The organism is Xenorhabdus sp. KJ12.1 (assembly GCF_963876495.1).
In the GTDB taxonomy this organism is placed as follows: Bacteria; Pseudomonadota; Gammaproteobacteria; order Enterobacterales; family Enterobacteriaceae; genus Xenorhabdus; species Xenorhabdus stockiae.
On record NZ_CAWNQH010000071.1, the window covers coordinates 40,776 to 59,695 of the forward strand.

Sequence of the window (18,920 nt, forward strand, 5' to 3'; positions counted from 1 at the left end):
TTAACTCACTGCGCCGATGATGCAACAGTCAAAAATGTTTGGTTTTGACTTGCTTCCTCAACCTCATCGATCACGTAATGACTGGGAATACCACGGATTTCTACCAGTTTTCCTTTCATTTTTTTCACCTCATCACTTTTCATCAATATAAACTGACCGTTGATATTGGCAGCAACGCCATGCCACGGAGTTAGCCAATCATCCCGTGTAGGCATCATATGGATACCAATTTTAATACTGTTTATAGGCTGAGGATGAATGGAAAGACGAATAGCATCGGGGAATAGTCCAGCCAGTAAATGTCCCCAAGCCCAGCTCCGTTGAATTACCCCAATAGCCCGCTGACGTGCATCTTTCTGTAAAGCATTTTTAGACCCAACATATTCCGGTAATAAGCTGTCTTCGTAAAGAAAACGAGTAATTGCCCTATATAATTGAATTCCTTCTTCACTTCCTTTTAATATAGATTTCACTTTTTCACTAGAAAATGCGTAACTATTAACCAAAAGATTACGTAATTTATTATAATCATTGGTATATTGAGAGAACAATTCAACATTACTCAGAGTAAAAACCGAGAGATTAGTTGCTCCCAACTCATGTAATAACTTTTCAAGCTCTAATTGATAATGAGTAACTGTTTCATCATTAACTCGAATTAAATCACTAAATACATGCCCATCAGAACAAATAACAATATTTGCTCCCGGTGGGTAATAAAGCTGAATCCGTTGACATAAAGAGTTCAAAAAAATCAATGATAACTTTTCTGCCATATCAGGTACCGTACCCAGTACTTTCCTAGGATTCGGTGATTTCGTCGGAAATGCCGGTAGAATACATTGGATTGTTTTACTCTGTTTAACAAATGCACGAATACGTGGTAACTGAACCACGGCAACGTATTGTTCTTCGTATTCAATTGTATACTCAGATGTGGGAAAGCGACGCCGATATTGTAGTAATTCATGCAAGATTTTTTCCGATATTTTTTCTATATCAAAGTGTTCCATAATGAATTCCTAATTTATTACATTCTCATCAATACAAATAAATCCTAATTACGGAATATTTGTATTAGATATTTACTGAAATCCTTACTGATATAACAAAAATCAATCGCGTTATAATCATTTAAAATAACAGAGAAATTAATCCCATAAAAAACAAATCAAATGATACATAAATATCAACACACAATGCATATAACTAATTTTATTATATGAGTTACATATGAAAGATAATAACAACAATAAAAAACAAAATATAAAAAACAATTAACAAATGACTCAAAAACAAAATATCCACCATATTAAATAAATTAAAAAAATTAATTCATATATATTGTTACATTTATGCATGGAAATGATTTTACGACTATAATAAATATCATCAAAACAATATTTTTTAAGTGAGAATAGAAATGACAGACAACAGCCTAGAAAAAAATCATCTCATCACGCCACTTTTCCACGACAAACTCTTTCAATCACGTTCTATAATTATCTCCGGTGAAATCAACCAACAGTTGGTTGAAAAAGTGATAACTCAGCTTCTTCTACTACAGGAATTCAATAATAACCCTATAAAAGTTTTTGTTAACAGTCAGGGTGGACACGTCGAATCCGGGGATACTCTGCATGATATGTTCAAATTTATTAAGCCAGAGGTTCTTATGATTGGTACTGGCTGGGTCGCCAGTGCAGGTATTACTCTCTTCCTTGCCGCCAAAAAAGAACATCGTTATTGCCTTCCTAATACCCGATTTATGATCCACCAGCCTTTAGGTGGCGTTCAGGGAAGAGCTACCGATATCGAAATTGAAACAAAAGAAATATTAAAAATGCGTGGCCGTATAAATCAGCTTATCAGTGAAGCCACCGGGCACCCTATAGATAAAGTGGCAAAAGACACCGACCGTAATTTCTGGATGGGGCCGGAGGAAGCCCGTGATTACGGCATCGTCGGGCAAATTATCAGCCACTGGAGTGAATTGAAAGCAGGATAGCAATGGCTGTTTGGCAATTTATCAGGCTATATGTGTGACCTGTAATGGCGTTGGCGATTTATCAGGGTATTACAGCCATTGCAGGCTCAATCAAACCCATGAGATCTTCTCTGGAAACTCCATCACGAGCCTGAAATGAAATGGCCTGCATAATCCCCAAAAAATAAGATGCTAATTTTCCTGTCTCTGTTTCACCCGATAATTCACCATCTGCTACTGCTTTCGCTATCCGTGTGTGAATTAGCTTCCATGTATATTGACGAACCTCTTTCAGGTAAGTATAAGCATCCTCGTTTTCTTGTAAATTATTGACTATTCCCAGAACGAGTAAACATCCACCTGACTGATTCGAAGTAGCCACTTCCACAGAAACCTCTAACATAGCCCGCAACCCTTGCTTTACACTTTCTGCATTGTTAAGGCTATCCATAGCTTTAGCGCCTATGGTTTTAATATATAAATCAACCGCCGCATAAAAAGCCTGTTTTTTACTGCCAAATGCTGCATAAAAACTAGGGGGATTGATATTCATTGCCGCGGTTAGATCAACAAGTTGTGTTCCTTCATATCCTTTAGACCAAAAAACCTCCATTGCTCGTTGAAGCGCAACCTCACGATCAAAACTTAAAGGACGTCCACGCGATGCCATTATATGTACCTTCTTTATTTATGTAGTGAGAATAACATAAATCCCTTGATCAATTTTCGCAAGTAAGATAATTTTGTAATAACCACTACAAAATAAACATTCGATAAGCAAGGCGATAAAATGGAAAAATGTAAAGGCAATATCGCTATTCCAGCTGCAATAACTAAAAGTACGATCCCTCTGTCTATTTATATACTGGCATTCGGCGTCTTCGCTATGGTCACCAGCGAATTTCAGGTCACAGGTATGGTGACAATCATGGCTGATGACTTAAACGTTTCTATTTCTGAAATTGGTTATCTGGTCTCTCTATATGCTTTGGCAATGACTTTTGGTGGTCCGTTACTTACACTGGGGTTATTAAAAACGCCTCCTAAAACTGCATTACTTACCCTTTATTTGATTTTTATTATCGGCGAAATACTTGGAGCATTAGCTGATTCTTATACCGTTCTGGCAATTGCTCGAGTAATAACCGGAGCTGTTTCTGGTGCCTTTTTTGGTATGTCTGTATCTATTTGCGCAGAAATTGTGTCAGAGCAGCAGCGAGGGTGGGCAATCTCTATTGTTCTCTCCGGTATTATGATAGGAACTATATTAGGATTACCAATAGCGAACCTGATAGGTACATATATTGGCTGGAGGATCAGCTTTTGGACAACCACTGCCCTCGCTACTGTTGCCGGGATCATTAGCTTATTCTGGCTTCCGTTTATTCCAAAACAATCTTCAATCAGTTTACGGGCTGAATTTCATACTCTTAACAATCCAGAATTATGGCGAGCTTTTTCCACCAGTTTGCTGATTATTGGTGCTACTTTTGCCGCCTTTACTTACTTCACCCCCATATTAAAAGACGTGACAGGTTATCAAGAAGAAACAATTGCCAGCCTGCTTATCCTCTATGGTATTGCTACAATAATAGGTAATATCATTGTTGGAAAATTAGCTGAACGTTATACGATCATCATTCTAGTAGCTGGCTTAACACTATTAACCTTATTTCTCATGCTATTTGGGACTTTTGCTGAAAACAAATTACTCGCCACATTTTCATTAATAGGAATTGGCTTAGTTGGTGTCACAATGAATCCAGCTATGGTTACACGGGTAATGAGAACAGCTAACGGTCGCCCATTTGTGAATACTATTCATACCTCTGTCATTACACTTGGCGTTGTCATTGGTGCTTCGTTAGGTGGATTATTCATTAGTTTAGGTTGGGGATTAAAAGCACCATTATGGGCAGGTTGCAGTATGGCTTTCATAGGATTACTGACTTTATTCTCTGACATTAAAAAAATGAAATCTAAAAAAGCCTGATCAAAATCAGGCTATAAAAATACGCTCACAGGTAATATGCAATCCGAAAAAATTGAGTCCTGGAATTAGCAAATTGGATTAAATAAAGTGACTACTTTTGCTTTTTCTCTAGTGTCCAGACGAAATCTTGCTCTGTAACAGGTTTAAATCCCAGTTTCTTATAAAGCCAGCTTGCTGAAGACGTTACCAGTGTGACATGATCTACATCGGTAACGGCTGGATGCTGTAAAACACACTCCATTAACCAGCGCCCTAATCCTTTCTTTTGATACTCATCAATAATAAATACATCTACAACATAAGAAAACGTAGAAAAATCAGTTATTAGCCTAGCGAATCCGATTTTTTTATCTTGATGGGATAATAAAAAGCATAAACTATTTTCTACCGCAGTTTTAACTTTTTCAAATTCAATTCCTCTAGCCCAAAATAATTGGGTAAGGTTATTATGCACAAAATTGACATCAATATTACTTTTATCTGTTGTAATCCAATAATCTTCACGTTTCCATTGCATAGCTTGCTTCATATTATTCCCCTTTAAGTGTATCAAATTACAGCTTTAATATTTTTCTCTTGAAACTGAATCTTACACTGGGATCCAAAAAATATGAAATTTTATTTACTGATTTTATCATGTATTTTAAATAATTCATTCTTTCACCTGATAACAATCTTTTATTTTTTAAAAGATGCTCTACAGCATGAGTAGTAATAATGTTTTTATATTTTTCACCAAAGACATTATTCATATGTATAATCGCATCAGCCATAATATTGGCTTTATCAGGATTAATGTCATTTGATAAACTACCAATCCGTTTTATATAGTTATAAAAAACAGATTTTGTTATAAAGATATCTTTACTTATCACTAAGATATCAGGAAAGATAAGTGCATCTTCATAACAAACAACTTCAGGTATTTTTATACAATCAAATAGCCTTCTATTAAAAAACTTCCCACACAAATGAGCCTGAAATTTTTTATGCTTCAAAAATTCTCTAACAGCTTCATTTTGTGTTAATTTTAATGGTAGGATAAAGTTAGATTGGGCAATATAATCAGAATCTTTATAGACATCATTAATTTTTGATATAAGAATATCAACTTCGTTAGAAACTAAAAAATCCAATACCGTATCAAGGTCGAATAAAGGAATTACATCATCACCATCTATGAAGGTTATATATTTACCAAAGCTATTCAGAATGGAAAAATTCCTTACCTTACCAATATTACCAAACTCTGTTCTAAAATATTTAGCATTATTATTTTCTGAGTTTGCAAAATCCATCATAACTTTAGATGTTTTATCATTAGATTTATCATCAATTAATATAATTTCAATTGCACGATTTTCATTAACATCAATACACCTTTTTATACTTATCAAGCAATTGTTAATGAAATTCTCGAAATTATGTGCCGTAATAATGATGGATAGTATAGGTACCATATCGACCTCGATATACAACCAATGCCCTATTATATTTTTTGCATACTTCAATAATCTATATTATCTGATTTAGATTTATTATTTTAACTGAATAAAGTTATAAGAATAACCTTATCTTTTTTCTATTAGAGAAGTAAAGAAATCTAGAATAAATTTTTAATAAGACTCCCAATAAATTACTTATCTTAGACCTAGAATACAGTTTATATTGCTTGGCTATTAATATATCATGAACATACTCCCTATCTTTCTGAGCCAACAACAACATTATTCCCATTGCTATTTGTTTCAATATTTTATTTAGTTTAATAATTTCATAACCTGATAGCTTATTTCTCAAATTTATTTTTGCTAAACTATTAAAGTCCACTTTGATACCTAAATAAGACATTAATTTAAATTGAGATTCAGCTGAATAAAGCAACTGCTCATTATAATAATCGTCCCTTACCTTCTCAGGATGCACTCTGTATTTTAATAAAACATCAGGAAGATTAATAAACCTATAACCTTCACCAATTGTTAATAAAAATAAACTTACCCATAATCCATAATCTTGTGCTTTTTTATAATTTTCAGGATAAGAAGCCCCTAGCTTCAGAAAAGCCTCTTTTCTTATCATTACAGTAGGGTGATAGAAAGGACAGTCAAATGCAATGCGGGATATTATTTCTTCATGACTTAAAGGTGGAATTTTATTATTACCCGGTTCTTCATGGATACTCATAGATGTACCACACACAATAATATCAGTATTCTCAACCATAAACTCATATTGCTTTTTGAGTCTATCTGGATATGAATAATCATCAGCATCCATTCTGGCTATAAACTCCCCTCTGGAGAGAGATATAGCCATATTCAAAGATTTAGCAAGGCCCATATTATAGGCATTCGTGATAATTTTTATTCTGCTATCTCTCTTCTGAAGCTCAAAGAGTACCTGATCTGTATTATCCGTTGAGGCATCATTAACTATGATAAATTCATAATCATAAAACGACTGACTGAGAATTGATTCTACGGCTTCAGACAAAAATTCACAACCATTGAAAACGGACATTATTACAGAAATTTTAGGAACATCTTTATTCATGAAACAAACCCTTATATTAATTCATTACTTTTAATTCAACTTCTATTATTAAAATCCAATTCAATAAGAGCGCCAATATTTTTATCTATATTTTTATTTTCTTTACTATTTAACTCATTATCCATGCCCGCAGAGTGAATAAAAGTCAACTCACCAAAATTTATTATTTTATCATTTAGATATAAATCAACTCTGACAAATGGAAATGGCTGTGCCAATTTTTCAGCATAGTAAAATAATTTTTCAAAGTTTTCTGGCTTTATCAGGCAATCAAGATTAATATCCATATAATCCATACCATAAGGTAATAACTCCCAATTTCTATTCATAAAATAAAATTTTTGCTTTCCTGATTCCCTATCAGCACATACCATGACAAACTCAGCTTTTCCATTGAAACAAAATATTTTGTAATCGTAAGGTAATAACCCATCTTTTGTTTCAATGAATTTTTCACATATGATTTTCTTAGATATATTTTTATATACCATTTCCACAGACTTACGCCAATAATCTTCCCTCATCCAGTGGTTTAATTTTTTGACTTCATCAACAATATTAAGGTTTTTTTTATCTCTGCATATGATGTTATAACATGCACCATGATTGCACTTCATAACAAATTTATCAGGAAGATTATCCCAATCGATATCGCTGGCTTTATCCCAAGAGCCATAAAGGGATATTAGTATTTCTTCACACCCTCTATCTTTTACATAACCTCTAACAGAAAATTTATCAGAACACTGAGTCACTAACTTATTGTTCTTATATGTATTTAATTTTAACCATTGTAATTTTTCATTAAATGTAACGGGAGTTATCAGATTAAGATTTTTATTTAATCTCTCTTTATAAATTGACTTTGTAACAAACTCAGGGAATAAATCACATATATGGTAGAAAAATTTATTTCTTAACTTCTTGAGGTATTTATTCATATAGATAAGTTCTTTATCATAGATAAAAATTTATAACCAACTTTAACTCTAATTAAATTTTCATATTAATATCTTTATAGATGCTACCATAACATTCTTAAACATTTACTCTATAAGAGCGAATTAATACTCTTTACTCTACATGGAAAAATGCCATACTATCGCATGGCATTTAATAACAGAACAACATTTATCATTTATTCATTTTTTTGTAATAACCATCTATATATCAAGCCTCCAATAATTCCACCAATCAAGGGAGTCAGCCAGAATAACCATAACTGTTCTATCGCCCAGGTTCCTTGAAAAATAGCCACTCCTGTACTTCTTGCAGGGTTAACCGATGTATTTGTTACAGGTATACTAATTAGGTGAATCAGAGTTAACGCTAAACCAATCGCCAATGGCGCAAATTTAATTGATGCATTTTTATCTGTTACTCCAAAAATCACAATCAGAAAAAATGCGCTTAATACCAACTCAATGATAATGGCAGATTGTAATGAAAACCCTCCGGGAGAATGTTCCCCATAACCATTGGAAGCAAAACCACTTTCCGTTGCATCAAAATCACTCTGACTACTGGCTATTAAATACAATACCGCTGCGGCGGCAATTCCACCAACCACCTGAACAATAATATAAGGAATGACATCTTTGGCTGGAATACGCCCACCAACAAATAGACCTAATGTGACAGCCGGATTAAAATGTCCTCCTGAGATATGACCGACAGCATATGCCATAGTCACAACTGTTAAACCAAAAGCCAGTGATACTCCCACAAAACCAATCCCAAGCAGTGGGAATGCCGCAGCTAAAACAGCACTTCCACACCCTCCGAACACTAACCAAAAAGTTCCTAAGAACTCTGCCGATAATTTTTTAAACATTATATGATTCCTCAAAGATACCTGCATGAATGCAAAAGAATCCAAACAAAGTTTAGTTAGTATTTTTAAATATGTGCAAGGATTCATCAGCAGAAAATAGATGACAAGAAAATACGGAGAGTAGTGATTTCAATAATTAGCAAAGATGTATTTATTTAATCAACATAACAACCTGAGTTTACTGATATTAAACTCAGGTTGTTGAGTTACTTAATTAGTAATTTATTTCTCTACTGATGCATTAACCTTATCTGATGCCTGCCAAATACGATATTTAACTTTTATCGTTTTCGGTGTATATACTACGATTGGTAATTTACTGTTATAACGTATAAATGCATCCTTATCTAAATTCACTGTCACGAACTTCATGGTTTTTTTCTGATCTGCACAGGCCATTTTTGTTGACATTGGGCCAGCTACTTTATCCAATTCATAATAATTATATCCCCAACCATCGATATTTTTGGTTTCAAGATTTCCACCAAACCAGTGATGATTGCAATCTACCATCATACTTTTTCCAATCATCAATTCGACCATGTAATTATTTTCGTCCTTTTCAGGTGTTAGCGTAATTACACTGCGAACCATGCCCTCTGAAGGTTCAGGGAATGAAGCCAGATCATTAGTTTTATCAGCCTGGGCATAAACAGAAACGCTCATAGCAGCTAAAGCAAGTAGATACTTTTTCATTTTTTCACCTCTTGGTATGTTTAACAACGCAAGAGAATCATAACAGCGAAAATTCAGTAATAAATTATGCTTTTTTGGCAAGGTACTGATTTTTACCACTATTATTTTAAAAGGAAATAACACCTCCTTCAGTGGAGAATAAATTTACATTAACAATCATAGAGATACACCATTTTTATAAAATATTTTTTATGTGATATCTCTCAAATCTGGTATTACAATGGGCTGCTACACTCATAGTGTGGTAGTAAACTTCGTAATTGGAGGTCCCATGTTTCCAGAATTTGCAGAAGATCGTGATTTAGTATCCAACCTGAAAGACTCCCACCCTCGTTTCCAATCCTTGTTTGAAAAACATAACCGTCTTGACCATGAAATATCGCAGCTTGAAGGCCCGAATGGGGCTGGCTATAACGAAAAAGTCATGCGATTAAAAAAAGAAAAACTCCATATAAAGGATGAGATGCAAAGGATTTTACAGGCGGAATCTCAGAAGTAATCCTGCCATAGACTGACGCCTGCTACGCTGAAAAGCGGGCGTCTCATGAAGAGATAGGTTTTTGTTGTGCCCCAGCCATAAGGTTCTCAATAAGAGAACCTTTAATTATCAATATCCATAAAAAAAGCCACCATCAAAGGTGGCAAAAACTGGAGCAAGGTTTTTTATTATTTATTGGGTGACAACAGCTTGTGGCGCAGCTTTCTGGCGAGGTTGTCTCTTAGTTTTTGCCCTCGGATGCGGCGTAACACTTTCAACATCGCCTGGCTTAGAAATAAAGCGCACAAACGTTTCATGGCTGACGAACGTTGCCCCACAATTGATATTCTGGCATTGGTTATAGCGCTCTTTTGTTTGGCTTGAATGCTCAAAGCTACTACGGGTATGTGCTGATTGATTACAAAGAGGACACTTAATCATAATTGTTCACCTTTCTTGAAAGCATTGTTCTTGGGATAACAGTCTTGAAATAACACCATCTTGTCTGGTGAACAATATATCAAAGATCTCATATCGAGATCAAGTGTTTATTTTGGGATCTTTCGCTTCTGGTTTAATTTCGACCTCATCAAGTTTAACCTCAAGATCCAGTGACGTAGTGAACCCGCTGTCATTAAGGTTATGAGTGACTTTTACGATTGTCCAGTCAGTATCGTTTATCTGAGGCTTAAACCCTTTAATATGAACTGGTTTCTCAGGATAGATATCAGCACGCCCTTTAGCCAAAGTGATAGAAAATTCAGCTACCCCACGTTGGATTTTGTCCCATGCAGCTTTGGCTGCACGTTCAGCATCCTCTTTATTCTGATATATCCGCGATAAGGTCAGTATATTCTCCGGAGAACCCTGTAAATATCCTTTCGCCTCCTGTTTGGCCGTTGTTGTTTGATGGGACTCTTTCACTGATTTTCGCTGTTCCTCATAGGAACGCTTTCCAGTTTTACCGGTATTTTTATTATGTCTATTTTCTCCCTTATGACGGGTTTTATCATAAGGAGATTTTTTCTCTTCTTTCGATTTAGGATTTTTTTTAGATAAATCAATGGAACCCGGTTTGTTATCTTTCCCCTTCTTCAGTTTTTGCTCATTTTTATGGTTCGACAAATCAGGTGTAAAAGATGTCTGATTTTTTTTAGTTGCCGATTGAGTTTTGCTACTTTCATAGTGAACAGATACTTCAACGGTGCTTTTTTTCGTCACATCTCGTTTATAGGTTACTGTTTGTTTAGACGCTGTTTTTGTATCCAACCATTGAGCTTTTACTCCAGTGTAGGCTTCACGATCAGACAACGAAAAACGATGGCTATCCCCTGATTCACGTGTAATTACAACAGGCTCAATAGCTGTACCACTGGATGTCTTGTTCTTTCCCTGACAGATAAACAATAATTCGCCATTTTTAACTGACGCAATCGCCCCTTCCTGCTTAGCTATCCGTGTTAATAAGCTGATATCAGATTCGTTAGTCTGGTCAATATGCATAGAGATTCCTTTCAATTCATTACTGATCTTAAATGTCAGTTGGTTTCTCATAGCAATCGTACTCACGAGACTTTCTAATGTGATTTTATGATAAGAGACTTCACGCTTAGCGTTCAGATCACCACGAAAATCTGCACTACGAGCGCGGATGGTCAAACGATCAGGAGCGCCTGAATGTTCAATTTCATCAACAACAAACTTTCCTTTTGGGGTCAAGGGGTGTCCATGCCACCCCAATTCCAATGTCAGAATATCGCCCCGTAAAGGAAATATAAGATTTCCGTCCGCATCATCTAATTCAATATCAAGCTGATCCGATTCTGAACCACGGTTATCCGTCAAGGTTAACGACATTAAACGCGACCGAATATTGTTGGTGATATCCTGTTTATTGGCTTCCAACCGAAAAGCAGGCATTCCATCTTTACCAGTAACCAAGTCAAACCGCGGAACTGAATCGGTACTTGGCACCCATTGATTAAAATCTATCATGAGAGAACTCCCTTACCTTTACCCATGATCTCATCCTTAAATTCAGAAAGCTCATTCCACGATTTAGGTAGCTTATCCGTAATATCAGTTATCTCTTTCCATGACTTAGGGAGCTTACCTTTAATATCAGATAGCTGTTCCTGTAAATCCCCCAATATCTCTGAAAGATTGTTATCCACTCGTCGTAAAGTCAGTGTGAAGCTGATTTTACGAGGCGCGCCACCAGACATAAATTCCGTTTTTGTTTCATCAATACTTTCGATAACGAACATGCCATAAATCGAACCACTACCATCAATAAAAGACCAGGCTTTACCGCTATCGGCCATTAACGTTAGTGCCGTCAGTGAAAGCGAACCGCCAGTCAATTCAGGATATAACTCTCCTGATAACGTGATGGTATCGTTATCTGAACCAACAAACTGCCATGCAGGCCGTGCTCCCACACGGCTATTGAAGGCATGTCTCCAGCTTTGTTTATGCTGGAAACTTTGGTACGGAGTGGTTTTCAGCATAAAAACAAATAAACCAAGTGCAGCCATCATAAGAAACCTTCTCCTCTGTCAGAAAGTGAGCTACGCATACGGGCTTGCTGCATACGTTCCCGTTGTTCCAGTTCCTGTCTGACCATTCGGGCGATATCCTGCGCGGACTGTCCCTGAGAGCCATAGACATAAATGTTGTATTGCGGCGCGGCGCTAGCTTGTTGCTGCGGCTGGCTCCGCATTTGTTTTGCCTGAACTTCCTCATAGGCATGAGCAGGCAGACTTTGTGCATGTAACGGTGCGTTCTGCGCTGCAACAGGTAATGACATCGCGCTGATGGCAACTCCCACGGCTGCATACTTCGCCGTATCTAAACGACTAGTAACACTTGCCCCACCACTGACAAGTTCAGGACCACGTTCGCCAACAATGGCTGTTTTTCCAACAGGGACATAGCCACCTTTATCGTATAGGGGCGGCTGTACTTGTTTAACCTGCTGAGCTGTTTCGTTTTTAGTAATTTCCTCTGTTTTCTTTAGTGCAACTTCCTTTTTCTCATCGCCTTTCCACCATGATGTGAAGACGTCAGTAATAGCAGAAATCTTACCTTTCAGTGCTTCCCATTTTTCCTGAATACCAGTCAACAGATTATCGATCATATCCGAACCGGCAGTTTTTAATTTCTCTGGAATAGCCTGAATATCGGCAACAATTTCATCCCATTTATCTGAGATTGATTTTTTGACACTTTCCCAGATTTCAGATGTATTCTGTTTAACTGACTCCCAAGCACCACTAATTGTGGACTTAACCCATTCCCAGGCTTCCGAAGCACTTTGTTTAATCGTGTCCCAGTTATTGTAGATAATGCCAATTAAGCCACCATCCATGAAAAAGCTCTTAATACCTTCCCATGCTATGCTGACAAGGTTTTTAATTCCCTCCCAGGCACCACTGAAGATATTTTTCACGCTATCCCATAAGGCCATAAATTTCGGTCCCAGTGACTCCCAATTCTGCCAAATATAAATAGCAGCCATTGCGATGACACCAATAATGGCAAGAATTGGGTTTGCCATCATAGCCCGGCCAAGAAACATCATTACCTTACCTAATGTGCTAAAAGCATTACTTAAAAAAGACAATCCTTTTACACCGACACTCGCCAGAACATTTATGCCGTTTCCCAAAACTCCGAAAACTTTTTGCCCAATATTCCCTAATGCCCCTAAGCCCCTTCTCTGTTTTCCAAAAGAATCTTTATTTCCTTTGTTAGATAGCAAATCAGCACCATTATTTAGTGAGCCAAAAACTTTATCCCCGGTTTTACCAAAGAAATCCATGGCAGCTCTTAGTGCTTCCAAAGCCTCAGTTCCGAATTGTGCAAATGCTTTTAAGCCATCTCTTAAATTCTCCATAGCCTGAATACCGACCTGAGCAAATCTATTCAAGTTGGCTCTTAATTCTTCCAGCCCCTGAACTCCTATTTGAGTAAAAATATCCAGACTAGCTTTCAACTTATCCAGGGCCTGAATCCCTAATTGAGCAAAGAAATTCAGGCTGGCTTTTAATTCTTCCAGAGCCTGTATACCTAATTTGGCAAATACATCCAAAGGAGAAGTTAATTTATTCAGAGCCTGAACTCCCAATTGGACAAATGCATCCAGCGTGGATTTTAATTTATCCAGTGCCTGAGTTCCTAATTGAGCAAATATATCCAACGGTGCCGTTAATTTATTTAGAGCCTGAATTCCCAATTGAACAAATGCATCCAACGTAGATTTCAATTTATCCAGTGCCTGAGTTCCTAATTGAGCAAATATATCCAACGGTGCCGTTAATTTATTCAGAGCCTGAATTCCCAGTTGAACAAATGCATCCAACGTAGATTTCAATTTATCCAGTGCCTGAACACCTAATTGAGCAAAGAAATTCAGGCTGGCTTTTAATTCCTCAAAAGCACTAAGTCCCAACTGAAAAAATGCTTCCAGTGTGGATTTCAATCTATCCAGTGCTTGAATACCTAATTGAGCAAAGAAATTCAGGCGAGATTTTAACTCATTAAAAGCATTCAATCCTAACTGGACAAATGCTTCCAATGTGGATTTCAATCTATCCAGTGCTTGAATACCTAATTGAGCAAAGAAATTCAGACTGGATTTTAATTCTTCAAAAGCACTAAGTCCCAACTGGACAAATACATCTAAAGGATGTGTTAATTTATTCAGCGCCTGTATCCCTAGCTGCACAAAAGCATTTAAACTAGATTTCAATGTATCCAGTGCCTGACTACCTAATTCTGCAAATCTATTCAGGCTGGATTTCAATGTATCCAACGCCTTAATACCTAACTGTGCAAAAGTGTTCAAACTGGACTTTAATGTATCCAGTGCCTGACGCCCTAATTCTGCAAATTTGTTCAGACTAACTCTCAGATCAACAAAAATCTGAATCCCAAATTGGGCAAAAATATTCAGATTGGCCTTTAGCTCAACAAAAGCATTAATTCCCAACTGCATAAAAAAGTTCAGGCCTGCTCTTAGTTCTACAAAAGCCCGAATACCTAGTTGCACAAAAAAGTTCAAACTTGCTCTTAATTCAGTAAAAGCCTGAAGGCCCAGTTGGATGAAAATACTTAAACTTGCCCTGAGCGCAATAAAAGCCCGAACACCCAGCTGAACAAAAAAGTTTAGGCTGGCTCTTAAATCAGCAAAAGCCTGAAGACCCAATTGGACAAAAATACTTAAACTTGCCCTGAGCGCGACAAAAGCTCTAACGCCGAGCTGCACAAAAAAGTTTAGATTGGTTCTTAAATCAACAAATGCCTGAATTCCCAACAATGTAAATATATTTAGACTGATTCTTAAGGAATCAAATGCCCTTATACCTACATTGCTGAATATTTGTATTTTATTTATAATTGTTTGGAATGTAATATTTACAAAACCAGCCGTTAAATTCAAAACCCCATTAATCTTATTCAGCATGCCAAATAAAATTGTTATTTGAGGATTAATATTAATGACCAATTTATCTAACAATTTAAAATTGTTAGTCATATTACCCGTTACACCAACATTCAATTCATTTTTTTTACCAGATGAATTTTCCTGTCTGACGCTTTGAGTTATTTGGGTAATATTTACTGACTGGCTGGCGGCACTGACTTGTGTCACCTTTGAGGAACTCTGCCGCGCAGAGAAAGATTGCTTAATTGTTTGATTATAAGCTTTAAGATCGGCGCGCATACGCGCAGTTTCCTGCGCATAACCAACAACTGGTTTTAACCCTTCGACAGTCTTATTAAGCTTTTTAAACTGGTTATAAATTTTATCTACTGAACCAACCAGCTTTTTTTGCTGTTGTTGAACAGATTTAAAAGAACTGGTCAGCTTACTAACGGTACTTAATACCTTATCAAGCTGTGACTGTACATTACTCATTTTCTGCACCACTTCTTAAAATGGCCCGATGTCGCCAGTCCAATAATTCCGACAGTGACATTTCATCTGTATCTGCCGGTCTCCAGTGAAAAACGGTGGCAATATCTGCCACCAGTTCATCAACGGTTAATCGTTCTGGGAATCGGACTTGACCGACTTCGGCAACAAAAAATTGACCACCTCCACACTGAGATTAATCAGATCACCGGGTGACATCATCATCAGGTCATTCTTGGTCAATGCAGGTGTGGTGACACGTGGCAGAATCAGCAACATAGAGTCCACATCCATTTCCAGCAGTGCCTGTAAACGAGCACCGCGCAGCGCACCACTGGTAGGTTTACGTACCGTCACTTCCGTGATTTTTCCGTTGCCTCGCGCCAGTGGAGTTTCCAGTTCGATTGTGCGCAGATCTTCATTTTGAGTTTTCAGTGCTTCAGTCATAATTCAACCTTGTTTATCCGAGTAAAAACCTGCCTCAGCCGAAAATATGCTGGGTGAGACAGGGAATAAGTTTTAAAATTTATTAATCAAAAGAGCGATTAGAACAGACCGATAGCGCGGCGATGCTGTGCCAGACGATCTTCTCCGCCCACTTTTTCAACCATGTTGACGGTATCGATTTCAATCAGTTCCTCGCCATCCCAGGTCAGTTTGAAGTAAGTGTTTTTAGCGGTAATTTTGGTTTGTGTGTTGTCGCCTTGTTTATAAGTACCGTGATCGAACTCCTGGAAGCGGCCACGCATCACAACTTCAACTGCAACCACATCACCTGTATCTTCGCGCTCAAAAGAGCCAGCAAAGCGCAGCATGACACCATCCACTTGAGCGATGCCCCACTGTTTGTACAGCTGAGATTCGATCCCACCCAGAGTGAATTCAGCATCCAATGCGCCTTCATCCAGACCCAGATCTACCATTGCGCTACCGTTCATACCGGCACCACGGTAAGCTTCCAGTTTTCGGCTCAGTTTAGGAAGCGTCAGTTCTTCCACGATACCCTGATAGTTGTTGCCATCGTTGAACAAGTTCAGGTACTTAAGTTTGCGAGGTAATGCCATCAGTTAGCCCCTTATTTATTGATACTTTTCGCGAAATCCATCAGGTAACTATCTGTAATACGCTGGCGTAACATCATGTTTTCCAGTGGCGGTACAGGTGTATAGTCGTAGTCGATGGTCAATTTGCCTGCTTTCAGAGTGTCTTTATCGTTGATTTTGTCGTCATACCAGCAACGACCATCAATGATGTAACCACCCGCTTTCAGTTCGCGGAACTTAGCATTGATGCCTTCAATAATGTCGCGTACCAGTGATGGAGTCAGTGGTTTGTCGATTGCCCACATGTGTGCATCAGCCATGGTGTCAGCCAGAACCTGCGCGGTGCGGGTATAGCTTTCGAACTGGAACAATGGATCATCCGCACAAGTACGGGAACCCCAGAAACGGAAACCGTTTTTGCGGATCAGGGTAGTAACACCACTTTTGTTCAGCAGATCAGCGTCAGTCGCAGTATCTTGCAGATCCCAGAAGACATCAGCAGACAAACCAGTCACACCGTTAACGCCCACGTTGGACAGGGTTTTATGCCAGCCGGTTTCTTCGTCAATTTTGGCGCGCAGACCCAAAGCACGAGCAGTTGCAAACGCGATAGATTCGCTGTTAGTAACAGTATCCCAGCTCAGGAAGTCAGGCCAAATCAGCATCAATTCACGTTGATTGAAGTTGTCACGATATTTGATAACTTCAGAGATATTTTTGCAGCCATAAGCGCTGACATACGCCATTGCTTTCAGTTTCTGGGCAACGCTTGCCAGTTCAGCAGCCACTGCTTTTGAATCCAGACCCGGGACACCCAGAATACGTGGTTTAACACCGAGCTGGCTTTGTGCCGCCAACAGTGCCTGCATACCGGTTTTCTTACCAGCTTCGGTAACACCACCGATAATGTTAGAAATAGTTGCTTCTTCAGATTCGCCCTCTTCCACACGAACAACTACAGTCACAGGCAGAGCCTGAGCAGCGATTGCTTTTAGTGATGCGGACAAAGTGCCTTTTTGCCCGGCTTTGCCACTGGCGCTCATAACGTCAGTAAGCAGAACCGGAGTATTTAATGGAAATGTTTTTGCGTCTGCGTCAGGGCCAGTACAAACCATACCGACGATAGCAGTGCTAACGGTAGTAATGGTACGAGTACCTTCGTTAATTTCCTGTACACGGACTCCGTGATGATAATCTTGTGCCATATTAGCGTTCTCTCCTGTTAAGGTGTGGGCATATATTGGCGGATTAGATGAGGGAAATCATTCGATTGGCGGTGTGTGAAAGGAGGTACAAAGAGGGATTAATATTTTCTTTTTTAATCAGTGTATTGAATTGAAGTTTCCGTCAAAAATAACGCCGGATCACCGGCGTTTGAATGAGTGTAGATAGATTATGTTCTGGCATTCATAAGGCGTATACCGTACTGACTAAATACAGTATCAGCAGACACGAGGATCAATCCTTCCATCTGAGACTGAGCTATAAGCATCCTATCAAATGGATCCCCGTGATATCTGGGTAGTTCTCCTGCCTGTTCAGCATGTGCGTGGGTTATGGACAGAGGGTAAAATCGATTTTTCTCCATAGCCTCATCAATATCAGCTTCAAAATGTAGCTTATTAATAGAACGCTTAATTGATATTTCCCAAGGTGTTACAGCACTGACATAAACGACATTACTACCACGGGAAATAACGCTACGGCTCATTTGCCCCAACGCAGGATCGTCAGTCAGCCACCAAATAAAAACATGCGTATCAATCAGAAGGCGTTTCATTAGTCACCTTCAAACATTTTCTGAATTTCAAAATCAACTTCAAAAAAACTGTTATCTATAGAAATAAGCTCCTGATATCCCCCCGGCGTTCTGTCATGCTGTATAACAGGGATCAGTTGAACATAAGGTTTACCGGATTTTGCGATGATGACAATTTCACCGTCAGCCGCCTGATCTGCCAGTTGGCTCAGATGAGATTTAGCCTCGTGCATATTCGCCTGTATGGTCATAAAACACCCTCCATTAGCTAACTTAGCTAATATAATAGGCTCAGAAGAGATAACCGTCAAAAGATGTCCGAATCATTTCTCAATACATTGAGCACTGATTGTGTTAATCCAGTATCGCGTAAAAGCAATTACATAAAGTTAACATTTCAGTTCAAAATTTGTTCTTTTTTGCGTTATTCGAGTTCATTGAAGAGATTGGTTATTTTTTAGCAAATTAAATAGGTTCATTTTTACCACTATTTTTTGATCTTATAAGTTAATAGCAATGATCTTGGCGCGGATTGTGATAGCTCAGGGATTGTAGAAAACCTCGGATTAACGGAAACCAGAAACCTAGCTCAAAATGCGTACCCTAAAACCGGTGGCAAAATCGAAGGCAAAGTCGATGTTGCCAGCGATATCG

21 protein-coding genes are annotated in these 18,920 nt (G+C 38.0%); 3 read left to right on the forward strand and 18 right to left on the reverse strand.

Annotation, left to right across the window (positions count from 1 at the left end; genetic code table 11):
* Window positions 1-5: 5 nt before the first annotated feature.
* Complete coding sequence (locus AACS92_RS11305) at window positions 6-1,013, reverse strand: L-tyrosine/L-tryptophan isonitrile synthase family protein (RefSeq protein ID WP_099111309.1); 1,008 nt, start codon at window positions 1,011-1,013, stop codon at window positions 6-8.
* Between the two features lie 410 nt (window positions 1,014-1,423).
* Here AACS92_RS11305 and AACS92_RS11310 point away from each other — a divergent pair, with 410 nt between their 5' ends.
* Entirely contained in the window at window positions 1,424-2,008 is a 585-nt protein-coding gene (locus tag AACS92_RS11310) for an ATP-dependent Clp protease proteolytic subunit (RefSeq protein ID WP_099111310.1), read from the forward strand.
* Between the two features lie 61 nt (window positions 2,009-2,069).
* On the opposite strand, the gene AACS92_RS11315 is transcribed toward AACS92_RS11310, so the two are convergent.
* Entirely contained in the window at window positions 2,070-2,657 is a 588-nt protein-coding gene (locus AACS92_RS11315; RefSeq protein WP_099111311.1) for a TetR/AcrR family transcriptional regulator, read from the reverse strand.
* 120 nt (window positions 2,658-2,777) lie between these two features.
* Here AACS92_RS11315 and AACS92_RS11320 point away from each other — a divergent pair, with 120 nt between their 5' ends.
* Window positions 2,778-3,980 carry an MFS transporter gene (locus AACS92_RS11320; RefSeq protein ID WP_193756978.1) on the forward strand — a complete coding sequence of 401 codons (1,203 nt, stop codon included), beginning with the start codon at window positions 2,778-2,780 and terminating at the stop codon, window positions 3,978-3,980.
* 91 nt (window positions 3,981-4,071) lie between these two features.
* Here the strand turns inward: AACS92_RS11320 and AACS92_RS11325 are convergent, their stop codons facing one another.
* The 6 genes from AACS92_RS11325 to eco form a co-directional block, all read right to left on the reverse strand.
* On the reverse strand, window positions 4,072-4,509 hold the full coding sequence (locus AACS92_RS11325; RefSeq protein WP_099111312.1) for a GNAT family N-acetyltransferase: 438 nt from the start codon (window positions 4,507-4,509) through the stop codon (window positions 4,072-4,074).
* 25 nt (window positions 4,510-4,534) lie between these two features.
* On the reverse strand, window positions 4,535-5,440 hold the full coding sequence (locus AACS92_RS11330; protein WP_099111313.1) for a glycosyltransferase family 2 protein: 906 nt from the start codon (window positions 5,438-5,440) through the stop codon (window positions 4,535-4,537).
* A gap of 97 nt (window positions 5,441-5,537) precedes the next feature.
* Complete coding sequence (locus AACS92_RS11335) at window positions 5,538-6,536, reverse strand: glycosyltransferase family 2 protein (RefSeq protein ID WP_099111314.1); 999 nt, start codon at window positions 6,534-6,536, stop codon at window positions 5,538-5,540.
* Between the two features lie 35 nt (window positions 6,537-6,571).
* Window positions 6,572-7,477, reverse strand: coding sequence for an ATP-grasp fold amidoligase family protein (locus AACS92_RS11340; RefSeq protein WP_099111315.1), 906 nt, complete (start codon window positions 7,475-7,477; stop codon window positions 6,572-6,574).
* A gap of 197 nt (window positions 7,478-7,674) precedes the next feature.
* Window positions 7,675-8,370 (reverse strand): aquaporin Z, encoded by a 696-nt coding sequence (gene aqpZ / locus AACS92_RS11345; RefSeq protein WP_099111316.1) that lies wholly within the window; start codon window positions 8,368-8,370, stop codon window positions 7,675-7,677.
* Window positions 8,371-8,592: 222 nt separating this feature from the next.
* Window positions 8,593-9,066 (reverse strand): serine protease inhibitor ecotin, encoded by a 474-nt coding sequence (eco, locus tag AACS92_RS11350; RefSeq protein WP_099111329.1) that lies wholly within the window; start codon window positions 9,064-9,066, stop codon window positions 8,593-8,595.
* A gap of 271 nt (window positions 9,067-9,337) precedes the next feature.
* On the opposite strand from eco, the gene AACS92_RS11355 reads away from it, so the two are divergent.
* Window positions 9,338-9,565, forward strand: a complete 228-nt coding sequence (locus tag AACS92_RS11355) for a YdcH family protein (RefSeq protein ID WP_099111317.1) — start codon at window positions 9,338-9,340, stop codon at window positions 9,563-9,565.
* Window positions 9,566-9,736: 171 nt separating this feature from the next.
* On the opposite strand, the gene AACS92_RS11360 is transcribed toward AACS92_RS11355, so the two are convergent.
* The 10 genes from AACS92_RS11360 to AACS92_RS11405 form a co-directional block, all read right to left on the reverse strand.
* The gene (locus AACS92_RS11360; RefSeq protein ID WP_099111318.1) at window positions 9,737-9,985 is read right to left on the reverse strand and encodes an ogr/Delta-like zinc finger family protein; all 249 of its coding nucleotides are present in this window, start codon (window positions 9,983-9,985) and stop codon (window positions 9,737-9,739) included.
* 99 nt (window positions 9,986-10,084) lie between these two features.
* Window positions 10,085-11,539 carry a phage late control D family protein gene (locus tag AACS92_RS11365; RefSeq protein WP_099111319.1) on the reverse strand — a complete coding sequence of 485 codons (1,455 nt, stop codon included), beginning with the start codon at window positions 11,537-11,539 and terminating at the stop codon, window positions 10,085-10,087.
* On the reverse strand, window positions 11,536-12,084 hold the full coding sequence (locus tag AACS92_RS11370) for a phage tail protein (protein WP_099111320.1): 549 nt from the start codon (window positions 12,082-12,084) through the stop codon (window positions 11,536-11,538). Before AACS92_RS11370 ends, AACS92_RS11365 begins: the two co-directional genes overlap by 4 nt.
* Complete coding sequence (locus tag AACS92_RS11375; RefSeq protein WP_099111321.1) at window positions 12,081-15,467, reverse strand: phage tail protein; 3,387 nt, start codon at window positions 15,465-15,467, stop codon at window positions 12,081-12,083. Before AACS92_RS11375 ends, AACS92_RS11370 begins: the two co-directional genes overlap by 4 nt.
* On the reverse strand, window positions 15,460-15,582 hold the full coding sequence (locus tag AACS92_RS11380) for a GpE family phage tail protein (protein WP_086955987.1): 123 nt from the start codon (window positions 15,580-15,582) through the stop codon (window positions 15,460-15,462). The genes AACS92_RS11375 and AACS92_RS11380 overlap by 8 nt, the downstream gene beginning before the upstream one ends.
* 11 nt (window positions 15,583-15,593) lie before the next feature.
* On the reverse strand, window positions 15,594-15,911 hold the full coding sequence (locus AACS92_RS11385; RefSeq protein ID WP_099111322.1) for a phage tail assembly protein: 318 nt from the start codon (window positions 15,909-15,911) through the stop codon (window positions 15,594-15,596).
* A gap of 98 nt (window positions 15,912-16,009) precedes the next feature.
* Window positions 16,010-16,528, reverse strand: coding sequence for a phage major tail tube protein (locus AACS92_RS11390; protein WP_038265769.1), 519 nt, complete (start codon window positions 16,526-16,528; stop codon window positions 16,010-16,012).
* Between the two features lie 11 nt (window positions 16,529-16,539).
* Window positions 16,540-17,712 carry a phage tail sheath protein gene (locus AACS92_RS11395; RefSeq protein WP_099111323.1) on the reverse strand — a complete coding sequence of 391 codons (1,173 nt, stop codon included), beginning with the start codon at window positions 17,710-17,712 and terminating at the stop codon, window positions 16,540-16,542.
* A gap of 188 nt (window positions 17,713-17,900) precedes the next feature.
* Window positions 17,901-18,287 (reverse strand): type II toxin-antitoxin system VapC family toxin, encoded by a 387-nt coding sequence (locus AACS92_RS11400; RefSeq protein WP_099111324.1) that lies wholly within the window; start codon window positions 18,285-18,287, stop codon window positions 17,901-17,903.
* On the reverse strand, window positions 18,287-18,517 hold the full coding sequence (locus AACS92_RS11405) for a type II toxin-antitoxin system Phd/YefM family antitoxin (RefSeq protein WP_099111325.1): 231 nt from the start codon (window positions 18,515-18,517) through the stop codon (window positions 18,287-18,289). Before AACS92_RS11405 ends, AACS92_RS11400 begins: the two co-directional genes overlap by 1 nt.
* Between the last annotated feature and the right edge of the window lie 403 nt (window positions 18,518-18,920).

Bases quoted from the DNA above. Each gene is read 5' to 3' on its own strand.
- AACS92_RS11305 (WP_099111309.1), bottom strand. From the start codon at position 1,013: ATGGAACACTTTGATATAGAAAAAATATCGGAAAAAATCTTGCATGAA.
- AACS92_RS11310 (WP_099111310.1), top strand. From the start codon at position 1,424: ATGACAGACAACAGCCTAGAAAAAAATCATCTCATCACGCCACTTTTC.
- AACS92_RS11315 (WP_099111311.1), bottom strand. From the start codon at position 2,657: ATGGCATCGCGTGGACGTCCTTTAAGTTTTGATCGTGAGGTTGCGCTT.
- AACS92_RS11320 (WP_193756978.1), top strand. From the start codon at position 2,778: ATGGAAAAATGTAAAGGCAATATCGCTATTCCAGCTGCAATAACTAAA.
- AACS92_RS11325 (WP_099111312.1), bottom strand. From the start codon at position 4,509: ATGAAGCAAGCTATGCAATGGAAACGTGAAGATTATTGGATTACAACA.
- AACS92_RS11330 (WP_099111313.1), bottom strand. From the start codon at position 5,440: ATGGTACCTATACTATCCATCATTATTACGGCACATAATTTCGAGAAT.
- AACS92_RS11335 (WP_099111314.1), bottom strand. From the start codon at position 6,536: ATGAATAAAGATGTTCCTAAAATTTCTGTAATAATGTCCGTTTTCAAT.
- AACS92_RS11340 (WP_099111315.1), bottom strand. From the start codon at position 7,477: ATGAATAAATACCTCAAGAAGTTAAGAAATAAATTTTTCTACCATATA.
- aqpZ (WP_099111316.1), bottom strand. From the start codon at position 8,370: ATGTTTAAAAAATTATCGGCAGAGTTCTTAGGAACTTTTTGGTTAGTG.
- eco (WP_099111329.1), bottom strand. From the start codon at position 9,066: ATGAAAAAGTATCTACTTGCTTTAGCTGCTATGAGCGTTTCTGTTTAT.
- AACS92_RS11355 (WP_099111317.1), top strand. From the start codon at position 9,338: ATGTTTCCAGAATTTGCAGAAGATCGTGATTTAGTATCCAACCTGAAA.
- AACS92_RS11360 (WP_099111318.1), bottom strand. From the start codon at position 9,985: ATGATTAAGTGTCCTCTTTGTAATCAATCAGCACATACCCGTAGTAGC.
- AACS92_RS11365 (WP_099111319.1), bottom strand. From the start codon at position 11,539: ATGATAGATTTTAATCAATGGGTGCCAAGTACCGATTCAGTTCCGCGG.
- AACS92_RS11370 (WP_099111320.1), bottom strand. From the start codon at position 12,084: ATGATGGCTGCACTTGGTTTATTTGTTTTTATGCTGAAAACCACTCCG.
- AACS92_RS11375 (WP_099111321.1), bottom strand. From the start codon at position 15,467: ATGAGTAATGTACAGTCACAGCTTGATAAGGTATTAAGTACCGTTAGT.
- AACS92_RS11385 (WP_099111322.1), bottom strand. From the start codon at position 15,911: ATGACTGAAGCACTGAAAACTCAAAATGAAGATCTGCGCACAATCGAA.
- AACS92_RS11390 (WP_038265769.1), bottom strand. From the start codon at position 16,528: ATGGCATTACCTCGCAAACTTAAGTACCTGAACTTGTTCAACGATGGC.
- AACS92_RS11395 (WP_099111323.1), bottom strand. From the start codon at position 17,712: ATGGCACAAGATTATCATCACGGAGTCCGTGTACAGGAAATTAACGAA.
- AACS92_RS11400 (WP_099111324.1), bottom strand. From the start codon at position 18,287: ATGAAACGCCTTCTGATTGATACGCATGTTTTTATTTGGTGGCTGACT.
- AACS92_RS11405 (WP_099111325.1), bottom strand. From the start codon at position 18,517: ATGACCATACAGGCGAATATGCACGAGGCTAAATCTCATCTGAGCCAA.